The organism is Amycolatopsis camponoti, from assembly GCF_902497555.1.
Taxonomy (GTDB): Bacteria; Actinomycetota; Actinomycetes; order Mycobacteriales; family Pseudonocardiaceae; genus Amycolatopsis; species Amycolatopsis camponoti.
Window position 1 is genome coordinate 1994809 of sequence record NZ_CABVGP010000003.1, and the last position, 15540, is coordinate 2010348.

Consider the following 15540-nt stretch of genomic DNA (forward strand, 5'->3'; position numbering starts at 1 on the left):
GGGGCCGATAGGCTGGAGCAGGGACGCCCCCCAGGGACGGGTGGGGGCCGCGGCAAAGTCGAGGGGTCGGCCTCGAAGGGGGCGGTTTCGACGGCGCTGGTGTGGCCGCAGACGTTGGCGGAGCTGCGGGTGAGCGAGCCACCGCGACTTTGCCGGGGGTGGGGTCGGCCTCAGCGCTCGGCCGCCGTCGTCAGGACGTGGTCGCGGAAGCCGGTGACCGCCGGGGTCATCGGCTCGTCGGCCCGCCACACCAGCCCGATCGTCCGGTACGGCCGCGGCTCCAACGGCACCTCGGCCACCCCCGCCGGCGTCCCCGGACCGAACCGCGGCAGCAGCGCCACTCCGAGCCCCGCCGCCACCAGTCCCCGGACCGTGTCCGACTCCTGGCCCTCGAACGCGATCCGCGGGGTGAATCCCGCCGCCGCGCACAGCTCGTCGGTCAGGGTTCGCACGCCGTACCCCGGCTCCAGCAGCACGAACTCCTCGTCGGCCAGCTCCGCCACCCGCACCGAAGCCCGGCCCGCCAGGTGGTGGCCCGCCGGGACCGACAGCAGGATCTCCTCGTCCACCAAGCCCGCCGTGGCCAGCGAAGCCGCCGCGGGAAGCGGTGCCAGCAGGGCCAGGTCCAGCTCGCCGCCCACCAGACGGTCGACCATCTCCTGCCGCGAGCCCTGGACCAGCGTGAACCGCACTCCCGGGTACCGCGCCCGGTGCCCGCGCAGCAGCGACGGCACCAGCGACCGCCCGAGCAGGTGCAGGAACCCCAGCACGACGTGCCCCGACTCCGGCGCCACCTCCTCGCGCGCCAGCCGGACGCCCGTGTCCACCGCCGCCAACCCGCGCTCGGCCGCTTCGGCCAGCAGTTCCGCCGCGCGCGTGAGACGGATGCCGCGGCCGTCCGGAACCGTCAACGGCGCCCCCAGCGCGTCGGCCAGCGCCGCGAGCCGGCGGCTCACCGTCGGCTGCGGCACCCCCAGCAGCTCCGCCGCGCGTGTGACGTTCCTCGTCTCGCGCAGCGCGGCGAGCAGCGGCAGGTGCGGCGCCACCTGCGCCGTCAGCGAGTCATACGTCATCGCATCAATCATGCCAGTTCAGCGCATTGGACGTATTGGTTAGCGCTGCTTACTTTCAGGTCGTGACTTCCACGCGCCGAGTCAAGACCGCCGTCGCCGCGGCCGGGATCTCCTCCTTCGCCCTGCTCTACGCGCCGCAGCCGGTGCTGCCCCAGCTCGCCGCGCAGTACCACCTCGACCCCGGCGGCGCGGCGCTCGCGGTCAGCGTCGCGACCGGCGCGCTCGCCATCGCCGTCCTGCCGATCGCCGCGCTGTCCGAGGTGATCGGCCGGCGCCCGGTGATCCTGACTTCGGTGATCGCGTCCGTCGTCTTCGGCCTGCTGCTGCCGCTGATGCCGACGTACCCCGCGCTGCTCGTCCTGCGCGCGCTCCAGGGCGTCGCCATCGCGGGCTTCCCCGGCGTCGCGGCGGCCTACCTGGCCGAACGCCTCGGCCGCGCGGGCGTCGCCGCCGCGGTCGGCGCGATGATCGCGGGCAACACGATCGGCGGCATGCTCGGCCGGCTGGCCAGCGGGTTCACCGCCGGGCCGCTCAGCTGGCGCGGCGCGCTGTTCGTCGTCGCGGGCGTGGGCGCGATCTGCTCGGCGATCACGGTCGTGACGCTGCCGCCGGGGACGCGCCCACGCGGCGACGCCCAGCTTCGCGCGGTCGCCCGGGGGCTCGTCACGGCGTTGAGCAAGCGGGTGCTGCTCGCCCAGTACGCGGTCGCGCTGCTCGCGATGGGCTCGTTCGTCGCGCTGTACAACGCGGCCGGGTTCCGGCTGACCGGCCACCCGCTGGACCTGTCGCCGGCGATCGCGTCGCTGGTCTTCCTCGCCTACGCGACGGGATCGGTGTCGTCGGCCGCGGCGGGAAGGCTGGTGGCGCGCGTCGGCCGGCGCCGCGCGCTGATCGGCGCGCTGCTGCTGACGGCGGTGGGTGCGGCGCTGACACTGCCGAACTCACTACCGCTGGTCATCGCCGGTTTCCTGGTGCTGACCTGCGCGTTCTTCGCCGCGCACGCGGTGGCGAACGGCTGGGCGGCGGCCGACGCCCCCGAGAACGCCCGCGGCCAGGTGGGCGGCATGTACACGGCGACGTACTACCTGGGCAGCAGCGTCGGCGGCGCGGCGGGAGCGTGGGTCTACGGGCACGCGGGCTGGCCGTGGCTGATCGCCCTGGTGACGGTGTGGCTCCTGCTGGCGGCAGCGGCGGTCGGCGCCTGGACAGCCCCCGCCCGTCCCTGGGGGGCGTCCCCGTTCCAGTCTATCGGCGTGGGCCGACACAACCGGCCGGAACCGGCGAGTTGTCCACAGTCCGGCGGACCTGTGGACAAGTACTCAGGTCGCCGCCGCGACCAGCAGTCCGCCGCCCACCGGTAGCAACGCCGGGACCAGGCGTTCGTCCTCCCGGAAGGCCCGGGCCACCTCGCGCAGCGCCAGCGTCTCCGGATCACGGTGGGACGGGTCGATCACGCGGCCGCCGGCCAGCACGTTGTGGAACGCGATGATCCCGCCGCGCCGCAGCAAGGACACGCCCAGCTCGTAGCAGCCGGGGTACTCGATGTGCGCCGAGTCGACGAACACCAGGTCGTAGCCGCCCGGGGTGAGCCGCTGGAGCACGTCCAGCGCGCGCCCGACGATCAAGCGCGTGCGGCCCGGTGCGAAGCCGGCCTCGCGGAACGTCGCGCGCGCCGCCCGCTGGTACTCCGGCTCGACGTCGATCGAGGTCAGGATGCCGTCGGGGGCCATGCCGCGCAGCAGGCTCAGCCCGCTCACCCCGGCGCCCGTGCCGACCTCGACGACGGCCTTCGCGCACAGCGTCGCGGCCAGGAAGCGCAAGGTCGCGCCCGCGCCCGCGCTCAGCGAGCTGCAGCCCAGGTCATCGGCCCGTGCGCGCGCCGAAGACAGCACCTCGTCGTCGGGCAGGTACCCGTCGACGAACCCGGAGTCGGCCGGTGCGGCCGCGGGGGTGGGCGTGTTCACGCACGGAGGTTAGCGTTGGTTGTCGATAAATCCGCGCAGGCTCCCTGGTAAGCACCCCGGAAGAAGTTCTCAGCCTGCTCTCAGTCCAGTCTCACTAGAACCATAAGGAGTCCGGACAGACTGAAATCCGAGGCCACGGGGAACACCGTGGCGACAGCCCGCGTTGGGTGGAGCAGACAGGAGAACACAGATGGAGGTGCCTGCTCCCGCGATGCAGAACGCCGTTGCCGATGACGACGCCGACGCGGCTCAGCCCGTGTCCCTGGACGAGGCGGTCTGGACGCCGCCGTCCTGGGACGAGGTCGTCCGAGAGCACAGCGACCGGGTCTACCGGCTCGCCTACCGCCTGACCGGCAACACGCACGACGCCGAGGACCTCACCCAGGAGACCTTCATCCGGGTCTTCCGGTCGCTGGCGTCCTACAAGCCCGGCACGTTCGAGGGCTGGCTGCACCGCATCACCACCAACCTCTTCCTCGACATGGCCCGCCGCCGCTCGCGCGTACGGATGGAAGGCCTGCCGGACGACACCGACCGCATCGTCGGTGACGACCCGAGCCCCGAGCAGGTCTTCTCCGACACGCACCTGGACCCGGACCTGCAGGCCGCGCTCGACGAGCTGCCGCCGGAGTTCCGCGCCGCCGTGGTGCTGTGTGACGTCGAAGGGCTCTCGTACGAGGAGATCGGCGCGACGCTCGGTGTCAAGCTGGGCACCGTCCGCAGCCGGATCCACCGCGGGCGCCAGGCGCTGCGCGCGTCGCTCGAGCGCCGGCGCGCTCACGACCGCGAGTCTGCGAAGGTGTCGGTATGACCGCTCCCCGAGGCTGGGCACTCCCCGAGTCGCACTTGCTGCCGGACGCCGTGGTGGCGTTCGTCGACGGGGAACTGTCGCACGGCGCCCGCGATCGCGCGGCGTCGCACATCACGCGCTGCGCCGGGTGCGCCGCCGAGGTGCGCGCCCAGCGCCAGACGGTCGACGCGATCCGCCGCGCGGGTGCGCCGTCGATGTCGGCGGGGTTCCTGGCGAGCCTGCAGTCGATCCCGGAGCACACGGACGTCCCGAGCGCCCCGGACAACCTGGCCATCACGGCCGACGGTCAGCTGGTCGCGGTCCAGCGCCCGGACCGGGTCGCCGGGCTGCGGGACACGGGCGTCCTGGGCGGTGTGTCGCCGTTGGGAACAGCGGCCCCGCTGGGCCAGTCCCCGAACGTCCTGGGCGGCGGCCGGTTGAAGCGCCGCGCGGCACAGGGCGCCGGAGTGGTGGTGTCCGGGCTGGTGTTGAGCGCGCTGGCGCTGGTGGGGACGACCGCGGACAGCGGTGACGGAACCCCGGAAACCGGGGGCGGAGCGCCGCAGCAGGCGAACCTGCTGCCGGCCCAGATGGCGGTGCCGCAGCCGGTGGCGGTCCCGACGTCGACTCCGGTGAGTTCGCCGGCCGCGGTGCCGGCGGGCATCCGCTGAGACTTGTTTCCCGCGAAGGCCGCCACGAGGAATTCCTCGGGGCGGCCTTCGCCATGTCCTGGGCTGCTCGGCTGAAGCGATCAGGGAGTGCGAGCCCTGGAGCGGCTCCCGCCGGTTCCAACGGCGGCTTTTGCATGTCCGAGGGCGGATGGCGCTCCCGAAGTACGGGCCCCAGCCCGGGGCAAGCCCCCATCAGGCCCCGGAACGCAGCCCCCGCCCGTCCCAGGGGGGCGACCCCGAGTCCAGTCTATCGCCGCCCGCTGACGGAAAGCCCTGATCAGCGGCTGAGCCGTCCGTTTGTCCACAATGCCCGCCCCCTGGGGACAGCCGGCCCAAGCAACAGCCATTTCACTGACGTACCGGCAGACTCGGAGCACTGGGCTTGGGTATCGTCACGCCCAGCCACCTGATCTTCTGCACCGGGGAATGATGACCGAGCCGAACGAGAATCCCGAGCAGCCCGGCGCGCGTGATGCCGACCGGCTGGGTCCGCGGCCGCTCGCGCGGCCCGCCGTCGATCCGGCTCAGGCCGCCGTCTTCGGCAGGCCGAGTGGGGTCGACGGGGCGTTCGACCAGCTCTACTCCCCGCAGAAATCCAACGGTGTCCGGCTCGCGCCGCCCGCTCCCGAATCGCTCGCCGAAGCCTTCCGGCGGCCGCCCGGGGCCGAGGGCGTGCTGCTCGAACGGCCGCGCGAGGCCACCGGGGAACCGAAAGAACAAGACCCGCCCCTCTGGCACAGCACCAGCGATCCCTGGCGCGATCCCGGCGCCGGTGCCGTTCTCGCCGGGCCCGCGATGCCGGCCGAAGACGAGGAAAAGCCCGCCCAGCGCCCGCCCGGTGCCCTGCTCAGCCTGCCCGAGGTGCTCTTCGGCCGGCGCGTCCAGCCCAAGGCGCTCGGCCTGCTCGGCGTCGTCGCGCTGCTCGTCGGGGCCGTCGGGGGACTCGTCGGCTGGTGGGTCGCCGACACCGGGAACGAGCTCACCGGCTCCGCCACCATCTCCGAAGCCGAGGCCGCCAAGGAGCGTCCCGCCGGCTCGGTCGCCGAGATCGCCAAGCGCGTCGCACCCGCCGTCGTCTCGCTCGAGGTCTACAAGCCCGGGGCCGACTCCGGTGAGCAGGGCTCCGGCGTCATGATCGACCCGCAGGGCTACATCCTCACCAACGAGCACGTCATCTCCTCCGCGAGCGCCGACCAAGGCGTCAAGATCACCGCCATCTTCATCGACGGCACCCGCACCGAAGCCAAGCTCGTCGGCTCCGACCAGAAGACCGACCTCGCCGTCGTCAAGGTCAACGTCACCAACCCGACCGTCCTGCAGATCGGCAAGTCGTCGGACCTGCAGGTCGGCGACACCGTGATGGCCATCGGCTCGCCGCTCGCGCTGCAGAACTCCGTGACCGCCGGCATCGTCAGCGCCCTCAACCGCCCGATCACCGCGGGCGGCGACAACGGCGCGCCGCCGGTCACCTACGAAGCCATCCAGACCGACGCCGCCATCAACCACGGCAACTCGGGCGGCGCGCTCGTCGACGCCACCGGCGCGCTCGTCGGGATCAACTCCTCGATCCGCTCCTCCGGCGCCGACGGCGGCAGCATCGGCATCGGGTTCGCGATCCCCAGCGACTACGCCGTCAAGATCGCGAAAGCGCTGATCAAGGACGGCAAGGTCCAGCACGCCGACATCGGCATCAACGCCTCGTCGACCGTCGCCGGCTCGTCCACCATGGGCGCGCAGGTGAAGAACGTCGCGCCCGGCGGGCCGGCCGCGAACGCCGGCATCAAGGAGGGCGACGTCATCACGAAGATCGGCGGCCGCCTGGTCCGGGACTCGGCCGAGATGACGGTCGCGGTGCGCGCCCACGACGTCGGCCAGGTCGTCCCGGTGCAACTGGTCCGGGACGGCGCGAGCTTCGTCGTCGACGTAACCCTGGCTTCCGACTGAGTTCCCGCGTTCGGCCTGCCGGAGCGCGGGCCGGGGCGGGTACCCTGGGCGGGTAGGTTCCGAGCGGAGGTAGACGGTGTTCGACAGTGTCGGATGGGGGGAAATCCTCGTCCTCATCATCGCCGGTCTCTTCATCCTCGGCCCGGAACGGCTTCCCGAAGCGGCGTCCTGGATGGCGAAGAGCGTGAAGAAGGTCCGCGACTTCGCGACCGGTGCGCGGGAACAGCTCCGCGAGGAGATGGGCCCGGAGTTCGACCAGCTCCGCAAACCCTTGGAAGACCTGCGCGGGCTGCGCAACTTCGACCCGAAGCGGGTGGTGACGCAGCACCTGTTCGACGGCGACGCGGACCCGCTCGGCCTCAAGGGCATCACGAACGGCAGCCCGAACCTGGGCGGTACCAACGGGACCAACGGGACGAATGGCTCGAACGGCTACACGGCCCAGGCTAAGCAGCCGGAGCCACTCAAGCCGGGGGAGCGCCCGCCGATCGACCCGGACGCCACGTAGGCGTCGCAGTTATCCCCAGCCCTGCCGCAATGTGGACAATTCGGCTGCGGCTCGGCCATTCAGAGCTTTTTGTCTGCCGGCCCCGATAAAATTGGTGCGGGGCCGGACCCCCGGAGAGGGCGGGGGCTGTTTTTGGGTGGGTGGCTGCGGCCGTCACCCGTGAACAGGAGACGGGCCGGGTGCCACGTCGTCGGGTCCACTGTGGACCAACTAAGCACGAACGCCCGTTTGCGCACCGTTTCCGGGGATTTCCCTAGTCCCGGGTCGCGAGCCCCGGCCGAGTGATCGTTTCCTCCTACGTTCGAAGTGGGGGCGGCTGTCCGCCGCTCGCAAACGAAGGGGAGAGAGATGAAATTCAGATCGCTGGGCTGTGCGCTGCTCGCCGTCGGCCTGCTGGGATCGGGGCAGCAGGCGACCGCCGCCACGCAAGCCGCCGCCTGCACCTGGAAGCCCACCGCCCTCGGGGCGGGCACCTCCGTCAGCGCGCAGGTGACCGCCACCGACGACAAGGGGAACTTCGCCGGCTGGACACTGCCGACCGACGAGTTCGGCGAGACCCGCCGTGCCGCTTCCTGGACCAACGGGACCTACACCGACCTCGGCACGGCGGGGACCGCCGGTGCCGCCGTGACCGCCGAGAACCGCTCGGGCGCCGTCGCCGGGACCGCGACCTACTCGCTCTTCGGGTCCGGCTTCCTCTTCCAGAAGGCCTTCAAGAGCTCCGGCGGCACCCTCGTGCAGCTGCCCTTCCCGACTTCGAGCCAGCTGCCCGCGGGCTACACGCTCTCGAGCGCCCTCGGCATCACCGACTCCGGCGACGTCATCGGTGTCGTGCGCAAGCAGAACGGCTCGGGCACGACCCCGGTCCGCTGGCCCGCCGCCCAGCCGGGCACCGTGACGCTGCTGACCGGCCTGCCGTCGGGCCTGGCCGCGGTCGACACGGACGGCTCGATCGTGCTGAACAGCGGGGACATCTGGCGCGACGGGACGCTGACCCACCTCGGCACCCTGCCGGGCCTCGAGTACGCGTGGCCCGAGGCCATCAAGAACGGCCGCGTCGTCGGCTACGGCGTCTACAACGGCAAGAAGGTCGGCGTCTACTGGGACCAGCAGCACGCGGCCCACGTCCTGCCGAAGTCCAGCTACAACCTGTCCAACGGCAACCCGGGCTTCACGATCAACGCGAACGGCCTGATCACCGGCCGGATCGACGAAGCGAACGGCGGCAACGACGCGGCCGGCACCGGCTACGGCGTCTGGAACCAGGGCACCTTCGTCTCGAAGTTCGGCGACCTCAAGGCCGACCTGCCCGTCGTCATCGGCGACGACGGCACCGCGGGCGGCTTCCGCTACGACTCCGCCACGCAGCACTCGACCGCCTACGTCTGGCGCTGCTCCTAGGGACGGCTCAGCGGCCGGCCGGGGTGACGTTCAGCATCATCCCGGCCAGGCCGCGCGCCCGGACCGTCAGCTTCTTCGCCGTCTCCTTGAGCACCACCGACGCCGGCGCGTCCGGCGCGGACAGCACCAGCGGCGTCCCCGCGTCGCCCTGCTCGCGCAGGCGCGGGTCCAGCGGCACCTGGCCCAGCAGCGGCACCTCGGAGCCGATCGACTTCGTCAGCGACTCGGCCACCGCCTGCCCGCCGCCCGAGCCGAAGATCTCCAGGCGGGAGCCGTCTTCCTGCTCCAGCCACGACATGTTCTCGATGACGCCGGCGACGCGCTGACGCGTCTGCAGCGCGATCGCGCCGGCCCGCTCGGCCACCTCGGCCGCGGCCTGCTGCGGGGTGGTGACGACCAGGATCTCCGCGTTCGGGATCAGCTGGGCCACCGAGATCGCGATGTCGCCGGTGCCCGGCGGCAGGTCCAGCAGCAGGATGTCGAGGTCGCCCCAGAAGACGTCCGCCAGGAACTGCTGCAGCGCGCGGTGCAGCATCGGCCCGCGCCACACCACCGGCGTGTTGCCCGGGGTGAACATGCCGATCGAGATCACCTTCACGCCGTGCGCCTGCGGCGGCATGATCATCGTGTCGACCTTGGTCGGCTTCTCGCGCGTGCCCAGCATGCGGGGGATCGAGTGGCCGTAGATGTCCGCGTCCACGACGCCGACCGACAACCCGCGGGAAGCCATCGCCGCGGCCAGGTTCACCGTGACCGACGACTTGCCGACGCCGCCCTTGCCGGACGCGACGCAGTACACCCGCGTCATCGAGCCCGGCTGCGCGAACGGGATGACCGGCTCCGCGGCGTCCCCGCGCAGCGACTTCCGCAGCTCGGAGCGCTGTTCGTCACTCATGACGTCCAGCTCGACCCGCACGTCGACCACGCCCGGGAGCTTCGCGACGGCCTCGCGGGTGTCGTTGGTCAGCGTCGCCTTCAGCGGGCAGCCGGCCACCGTCAGGTAGATCCCGACGGTGACGACACCGTCTTCGCCGACGACGACGTCCTTCACCATCCCCAGGTCCGTGATGGGTTTGTGGATCTCGGGATCTTGCACGCTCTTCAGCGCGCTGCGGACGTCGTCGACGCTGGGGAGCTGCTGAGTGCTGGTCACCCCGTCGATGTTACGACCCGGTAGGAGTGCGGTTGGGCTTGGCCTTCCGGGGCTGGACGTCGAGGTCCTCCCGCAGCCGGTCCAGCTCGCTGCGCAGGTAGTCCCGCGTCGCCACCTCGCCGACCGCCAGCCGCAGCGCCGCCAGCTCCCGGGCCAGGTACTCCGTGTCGGCCTTCGTCTGCAGCGCCCGGTTCCGGTCCTCCTCCAGGGAGACGCGGTCGCGGTCGTCCTGGCGGTTCTGCGCGAGCAGGATCAGCGGCGCCGCGTACGCCGCCTGCGTCGAAAAGGCCAGGTTGAGCAGGATGAACGGATACGGGTCCCACTGCAGCGACACCGCGGTGAGGTTCAGCACGATCCAGATGAACACCAGCAGCGTCTGCCAGAAGAGGTACTTCCCGGTGCCGAGGAACCGCGCGATCCGCTCGGTGAAGCGGCCGAAGGTGTCGGGGTCGATGTTCAGCTTGAACCGGCTCTGGCTGCGCGGCTGGTCCAGCCGCCGTCGGGACGTCGGTTCAGGCACGGTCGGCCTCCAGGTGCTCGCCGGTCTCGCCGGTGGTGTCGTGCAGGCCGGTCTCGCGCCAGTCCTCGGGCAGCAGGTGGTCGAGGACGTCGTCCACGGTGACCGCGCCGAGCAGGTGGTCTTCGGTGTCGACGACCGGCCCGCAGGTCAGGTTGTAGGCCGCGAAGTAGCGCGTGACCTCGGGCAGGGTCGCGTTCGGCCGCAGGGCCGCCAGCCCGGTGTCGACGGCGCTGGCCACGAGCTCCGCCGGCGGCTCGCGCAGCAGCCGCTGGAAGTGCACGACGCCGACGAAGCGCCCGGTCGGCGTCGCGGTCGGCGGCCGGCAGACGAACACCATGCTGGCCAGCGCGGGCGGCAGCTCGGCGTTGCGGATGTGGGCCAGCGCCTCGGCGATCGTGGTGTCGGGCGTCAGCACCACCGGCTCGGGCGTCATCAGGCCGCCCGCGGTGTCGGACGAATAGGCCAGCAGCCGCCGGACCGGCGCGGACTCCTCCGGCTCCATCAGCTCCAGCAGCCGGCTCTGCTCCGCGGGAGCGAGCTCGGCGAGCAGATCGGCCGCGTCGTCCGGGTTCATCGCCTCGAGGATGTCGGCCGCGCGCTCCTCGGCGAGGTAGGACAGCAGTTCCTTCTGGTCGTCGTCCGGCAGCTCTTCCAGGACGTCGGCGAGCCGCTCGTCGTCCATCGCGTCGGCGACCTCGTGACGGCGCTTGAGCGGCAGGTCGCGGACGGTCGCGGCCACGTCGACCGAGCGCATGGTGTCGAACAGCATGAGCAGCTGGCCCGCGCCCTGTGGCTGCTTCGCCAGGTCGGCCAGGCCCAGGCCGGCGACCTCCTCCCAGCGCAGCACCTGCATCGCCGACCGGCGGCGCCCCAGCCCGACGCGCCGCTCGCGGATGGCGAGCTTCGCCAGCACCCAGTCGCGGGTGCGGGTCGGCTCCATCGCGGCGTCGACGACGGTGATCCGCGTGTCCGACCCGGCCAGCGTCGCGTGCGCGTCGAGCAGCTGGCCGAGCACCAGGACCTCGTTGGGGCGCTGGTTGAACTGGCGCATGTTGACCGAGCCGGTGGCGAGCGTGACGGCGCTCGGCTCGATGGAGGTGACGCGCAGCATCGGCACGAAGACCCGCCGCCGCGTGGTCAGCTCGACGACCACGCCGAGGATCCGCGGCGGCTGCGCGTCCAGGCGCAGGCCGGCGACGAGGTCGCGGACCCGGCCGATGGACTCGCCGTCGGGGCCGAAGACCGGCAAACCCGACAGCTGAGCTGCGAAAACCCTGTTGACCGCGGCCATGCCGCCGACCCTATCGGCTGGCTGCCCAGGGAGCGATTTCCGCCACGGTGACGAACGCCGGGTCGTCGCTGTCCTCGCCGGAGTCCGCGAGCTCCTCCGCCATCCAGATCCAGTTCTGGACGGCTCGCACGAGCGTCCACGCGCGGGCTTTCTCGGCGTCCAGCTCCTGTGAAGCGACGATCATGGCGAACCGTTCGTCCAGTGTGGACTCCGTGAAGCGGTTCCAGAACAACGGGATCACGCCCCACTCGGGGTCACCCGCCAGGGGTTTCGGGTCGATGACGAGCCACGGCTCGCGCGTACCGGCCAGCACGTTCTGGAAGTGCAGGTCCTCGTTCACCAGCAGCTCACGCGCCGACGGCCCGAGTTCGCGGCAGATCGCGACGGCGTCGTCGACGAGCCGCCGCTCGAACGGCTCGCCGAGCGCGGCCCACCGCCGGGGAAGCTCCTCGGCGAGCCTTCCGGCTTCGGTGCGCAGGTTCCGGCGCAACGACGGCGGCGCGGGGACGGCGAGGCGCCGCGCCAGCGAGCCGAGCAGCGGGACGGCCTCGCGCAGCGGGAGGTCGTCGAGGGTGCGCGCGGCGTCGAGCCGCTCCAGCAGCAGGACGCCGTCCTCCGGCGCGGACTCCAGCAGCAGCACCGCACCCCGGCCGGCCCATGTGGACAGTGCGAGCGGCTCGTCGGCGGACTCTTCGTCGCGCCAGCCCAGTTTCAGCGCCACCGGCGTGCCGTCGGCGAGCCGGGCGGGCTGCACGACGCCGACGTAGCCGTGCATCGCCTCGCCCTCGAACGTCAGCCCCCACTCGCGCGCGTACCCGGCGGCGAGGTCCGGCAAGGCCGTGAGCCACGGGACGGCCTCCGGGCCGAGCACCCGGGGCGCCCGGCCGGCGAACAGCGGTGGCACGCGGAGATCGTTCACCACCCCAGTCTGGTGGGCGCGTCCAGCGCGTTTCGCCCTGGTCGAGACGGGCGTACGCTGGGTTTTCAGGGGAAAACGCAACCCCGGGAGCAGCCATGGTGGTGGAGATCCTCAGCGCCGTAGTCGTCGCGGGCGGAGCCTGGCTCGCGGCCGGCGTGCGCGTCGTCAAGCAGTACGAACGGGGCCTCGTCTTCCGGTTCGGCCGGGTGCGGTCCCGCGTGTCGGAGCCCGGCCTGACGCTGCTGGTGCCGTTCGTGGACCGGATGCAGAAGGTCAACATGCAGATCGTGACCCTGCCGGTGCCCGCCCAGGACGGCATCACCCGGGACAACGTCACCGTCCGGGTCGACGCGGTCGTCTACTTCAAGGTCATCGACCCGGTCGTCGCGGCGGTCAACGTCCAGGACTACCGGTCGGCGGTCGGCCAGGTCGCGCAGACGTCACTGCGCTCGATCATCGGCAAGAGCGACCTCGACGACCTGCTCTCCAACCGCGAACGCCTCAACGAGGGACTGGAGCTGATGATCGACAGCCCGGCGCTGGACTGGGGCATCCACATCGACCGCGTCGAGATCAAGGACGTCGCGCTGCCGGAGGCGATGAAGCGCTCGATGTCGCGGCAGGCCGAGGCGGAGCGGGAACGGCGCGCGCGCGTCATCTCCGCCGACGGTGAGCTGCAGGCGTCGTACAAGCTCTCGCAGGCCGCCGCGCAGATGGCCGACACCCCGGCGGCACTGCAGCTGCGGCTGCTGGAGACCGTCGTGCAGGTGTCGTCGGAGAAGAACTCGACGCTGGTGCTGCCGTTCCCGGTGGAGCTGCTGAGGTTCCTCGACGCGCAGACGCCGAGGCCCGCGGCGCCCGCCGCACCCGAGCCGGCTCCCGCGGCTCCGGAGCCGGAGCTCGAACTCGGGGAAGCCAAGCCGGAGGAGAACGGTCACGTGACGCCGTCACCGCGCAGCCCCGGCGACGCGGTGCAGCCCGCCGACTAGCTCAGCTGGCCGTTCGCGGCCAGGATGATGAGGGTCGTGAAGAAGCCCACGTACAGCGCGACCACGACGTAGCCGACGATCACGGCGGCCGTGGCCAGGCCGCGGCCGCCCGCTTCGCCGCGGTTCGTCCTGCTCAGCGCGATGTGGCCCATGACCAGCCCGGCGATCGCGGTGATGCCGGAGCAGAAGCCGAGGATCGAGCAGACCAGCGCACCGATCGCCAGCGCGTTGTCCGGCCGGGGCGCGACGGGGACGTACGGCGGCTGGACGTAGGGCGCCGGGCCGCCGTACGGCTGGCCGTAGGCCGGCGGGTACGGCTGCTGGTGGTACGGGTGGGCGTACGACGGTTGCGGCTGGCCGGGCGCGACGTAGGGCGTGCCGGGGATGTGCGCGGCGGGAGCCTCGAACGCGCCGGGCGGCAGCTCACCGGGCTGCTCCGGGGCGGGCTGCTCGGAGGTGGCTCGCTCGGGGGCGGGGACGTCGGCGATCGTGCTGTCGGCCGACGGCGGGTCGTAGTTCTCCGGTGCGTACGGCGCGGGCTCCGCGGTGGGCGGCGGGTCGTACGAAGCGGTCGGATCGGCCGGACGGTCCTTGTCCCCGGACGGGTCGGTCATGGCGGGTCCCCTCGGTGCGTTCAGGACCTCAACCTAGCCGGTCAGCGGAAGTGCCCGTGCGCGACGCCGAACCGGAAGAGGAGCACGAGCGCGACGGCGTTCAGTGCGATCCCGAGGTAGCCCACGACGAACGCGGCGATCGCGAGGCCTCGCCCGGTCGCTTCGCCGCGCTTGGCCCGGCCGTGGGCGACGTGGCCCATGGCGACGCCCGCGATACCGGCCGGCAAGCACACGAAGCTGCCGGCGATCGAGCAGAGCAGCGCCCCGGCCGCGAGACCCGGACCCGGTTCTTCGCCGGGGTCCGGCGTGGAACCGCCGGCCGGGGACCGCCTGCCGAAGGGGTCGTCCGGGTCGTACGGGTGGCTCAAGATCGGCTTCCTCCCCCGGGGGACTTTACGGCGCGGATCGTGAGCGCCCTCATAGCAGGGTTGCGGCTTTCGGGTCATACTCCCCGGTAACCCAGCGCCGCGAGCCGGCGTCGTATCCGGAAAGGGAGCCGTGATGGCCCGTCTCGCCCAGACCGCCGGCCTGACCGACGTGCAGTCGGAGATCCTCGCGACCGTCCGCTCGTTCGTGGACAAGGAGGTCATCCCGCACGCGCAGGAGCTCGAGCACTCCGACACGTACCCGGCGGACATCGTCGAGGGCATGAAGGAGATGGGCCTGTTCGGGATCACCATCCCCGAGGAGTACGGCGGGCTCGGCGAGTCGCTGCTGACCTACGCGCTCGTCGTCGAGGAGATCGCGCGCGGCTGGATGAGCGTGTCCGGCGTGATCAACACCCACTTCATCGTGGCGCACATGATCACCCGCCACGGCACCGAAGCGCAGAAGCGGCACTTCCTGCCGCGGATGGCGACCGGCGAGGTGCGCGGCTCGTTCTCGATGTCGGAGCCGGACCTCGGCTCGGACGTCGCGGCGATCAAGACCAAGGCGAAGAAGACCGACGACGGCTACGTCATCGACGGCGCCAAGATGTGGCTGACCAACGGCGGCTCGTCGAACCTGATCGCGCTGCTGGTCAAGACGGACGAAGGGGCGGAGAAGGCCCACCAGAACCTGACGGCGTTCCTCGTCGAGAAACCGGAGGGCTTCGGCGAGGTCGCGCCCGGGCTGACCATTCCCGGCAAGATCGACAAGATGGGCTACAAGGGCGTCGACACGACCGAAGCGGTCTTCGACGGCTACAAGATCGGCGCCGACATGGTCCTCGGCGAGGCGCCGGGCAAGGGCTTCGCGTACATGATGGACGGTGTCGAGGTCGGTCGCGTGAACGTCGCGGCGCGGGCGTGCGGCATCGCGATCCGCGCGTTCGAGCTGGCGGTGGAGTACGCCCAGCAGCGCAAGACGTTCGGCAAGGCGATCGCCGAGCACCAGGCCGTGGCGTTCAAGCTGGCCGAGATGGCGACCAAGGTCGAGGCGGCCCACCTGATGATGGTGAACGCGGCCCGGCTGAAGGACTCCGGCGAGCGCAACGACGTCGAGGCGGGCATGGCGAAGCTGATCGCGTCGGAGTACTGCGCGGAGGTCACGCAGGACTCGTTCCGCATCCACGGCGGTTACGGGTACTCGAAGGAGTACGAGATCGAGCGCCTGATGCGCGAGGCGCCGTTCCTGCTGATCGGCGAGGGCACGAGCGAGATCCAGAAGACCATCATCAGCCGCGGTCTGCTGCGCGAGTACAAGTCCCGCTCCTGAAGGAA

The 15540-nt window shown here is 71.7% G+C and carries 16 protein-coding genes; 8 read left to right on the plus strand and 8 right to left on the minus strand.

From position 1 onward, the window contains the following. Positions 1–170: 170 nt before the first annotated feature. Positions 171–1073: a LysR family transcriptional regulator gene (locus tag AA23TX_RS46260; RefSeq protein ID WP_155549192.1), complete on the minus strand. Its 903-nt coding sequence runs from the start codon at positions 1071–1073 to the stop codon at positions 171–173. A gap of 62 nt (positions 1074–1135) precedes the next feature. On the opposite strand from AA23TX_RS46260, the gene AA23TX_RS46265 reads away from it, so the two are divergent. Continuing rightward, on the plus strand, positions 1136–2434 hold the full coding sequence (locus tag AA23TX_RS46265; protein ID WP_230863098.1) for an MFS transporter: 1299 nt from the start codon (positions 1136–1138) through the stop codon (positions 2432–2434). On the opposite strand, the gene AA23TX_RS46270 is transcribed toward AA23TX_RS46265, so the two are convergent. Further along, positions 2393–3037, minus strand: coding sequence for an O-methyltransferase (locus AA23TX_RS46270; protein ID WP_155549193.1), 645 nt, complete (start codon positions 3035–3037; stop codon positions 2393–2395). The two genes, AA23TX_RS46265 and AA23TX_RS46270, sit on opposite strands and share 42 nt — an antisense overlap. Before the next feature lie 211 nt (positions 3038–3248). Between AA23TX_RS46270 and sigE the strand changes: the two genes are divergently transcribed. From sigE to AA23TX_RS46295, 5 genes are all read left to right on the plus strand, one after another. Then, positions 3249–3848: an RNA polymerase sigma factor SigE gene (sigE, locus tag AA23TX_RS46275; RefSeq protein WP_196425933.1), complete on the plus strand. Its 600-nt coding sequence runs from the start codon at positions 3249–3251 to the stop codon at positions 3846–3848. Further along, a complete protein-coding gene (locus AA23TX_RS46280) occupies positions 3845–4498 on the plus strand; it encodes an anti-sigma factor family protein (protein WP_155549195.1) in 654 nt (217 codons plus the stop codon). The genes sigE and AA23TX_RS46280 overlap by 4 nt, the downstream gene beginning before the upstream one ends. A 426-nt stretch (positions 4499–4924) precedes the next feature. After that, on the plus strand, positions 4925–6442 hold the full coding sequence (locus AA23TX_RS46285) for a S1C family serine protease (RefSeq protein ID WP_196425902.1): 1518 nt from the start codon (positions 4925–4927) through the stop codon (positions 6440–6442). Between the two features lie 76 nt (positions 6443–6518). Further along, entirely contained in the window at positions 6519–6950 is a 432-nt protein-coding gene (tatB, locus tag AA23TX_RS46290) for a Sec-independent protein translocase protein TatB (RefSeq protein WP_155549197.1), read from the plus strand. 348 nt (positions 6951–7298) lie between these two features. Continuing rightward, positions 7299–8351, plus strand: a complete 1053-nt coding sequence (locus AA23TX_RS46295; protein WP_155549198.1) for a hypothetical protein — start codon at positions 7299–7301, stop codon at positions 8349–8351. Positions 8352–8358: 7 nt separating this feature from the next. Here the strand turns inward: AA23TX_RS46295 and AA23TX_RS46300 are convergent, their stop codons facing one another. Genes AA23TX_RS46300 through AA23TX_RS46315 form a run of 4 tightly spaced genes read right to left on the minus strand, consistent with a single transcriptional unit; the run spans position 8359 to position 12237 of the window. Next, positions 8359–9504 (minus strand): Mrp/NBP35 family ATP-binding protein, encoded by a 1146-nt coding sequence (locus AA23TX_RS46300; protein ID WP_155549199.1) that lies wholly within the window; start codon positions 9502–9504, stop codon positions 8359–8361. A 10-nt stretch (positions 9505–9514) separates the two neighbouring features. After that, positions 9515–10024 carry a DUF1003 domain-containing protein gene (locus AA23TX_RS46305; protein WP_155549200.1) on the minus strand — a complete coding sequence of 170 codons (510 nt, stop codon included), beginning with the start codon at positions 10022–10024 and terminating at the stop codon, positions 9515–9517. Further along, positions 10017–11315 (minus strand): magnesium transporter MgtE N-terminal domain-containing protein, encoded by a 1299-nt coding sequence (locus AA23TX_RS46310; protein WP_155549201.1) that lies wholly within the window; start codon positions 11313–11315, stop codon positions 10017–10019. Before AA23TX_RS46310 ends, AA23TX_RS46305 begins: the two co-directional genes overlap by 8 nt. A 10-nt stretch (positions 11316–11325) precedes the next feature. Next, positions 11326–12237 (minus strand): aminoglycoside phosphotransferase family protein, encoded by a 912-nt coding sequence (locus tag AA23TX_RS46315; protein WP_155549202.1) that lies wholly within the window; start codon positions 12235–12237, stop codon positions 11326–11328. A 92-nt stretch (positions 12238–12329) separates the two neighbouring features. Here AA23TX_RS46315 and AA23TX_RS46320 point away from each other — a divergent pair, with 92 nt between their 5' ends. Beyond that, positions 12330–13223 (plus strand): slipin family protein, encoded by an 894-nt coding sequence (locus AA23TX_RS46320; RefSeq protein ID WP_155549203.1) that lies wholly within the window; start codon positions 12330–12332, stop codon positions 13221–13223. Here AA23TX_RS46320 and AA23TX_RS46325 read toward each other — a convergent pair. Both AA23TX_RS46325 and AA23TX_RS46330 read right to left on the minus strand, forming a co-directional pair. Then, positions 13220–13837, minus strand: a complete 618-nt coding sequence (locus AA23TX_RS46325; RefSeq protein ID WP_155549204.1) for a DUF4190 domain-containing protein — start codon at positions 13835–13837, stop codon at positions 13220–13222. The two genes, AA23TX_RS46320 and AA23TX_RS46325, sit on opposite strands and share 4 nt — an antisense overlap. Positions 13838–13878: 41 nt before the next feature. Continuing rightward, positions 13879–14205 carry a DUF4190 domain-containing protein gene (locus AA23TX_RS46330; RefSeq protein WP_155549205.1) on the minus strand — a complete coding sequence of 109 codons (327 nt, stop codon included), beginning with the start codon at positions 14203–14205 and terminating at the stop codon, positions 13879–13881. A 133-nt stretch (positions 14206–14338) separates the two neighbouring features. On the opposite strand from AA23TX_RS46330, the gene AA23TX_RS46335 reads away from it, so the two are divergent. Beyond that, entirely contained in the window at positions 14339–15535 is a 1197-nt protein-coding gene (locus AA23TX_RS46335) for an acyl-CoA dehydrogenase family protein (RefSeq protein WP_155549206.1), read from the plus strand. The last annotated feature ends 5 nt before the right edge of the window (positions 15536–15540 follow it).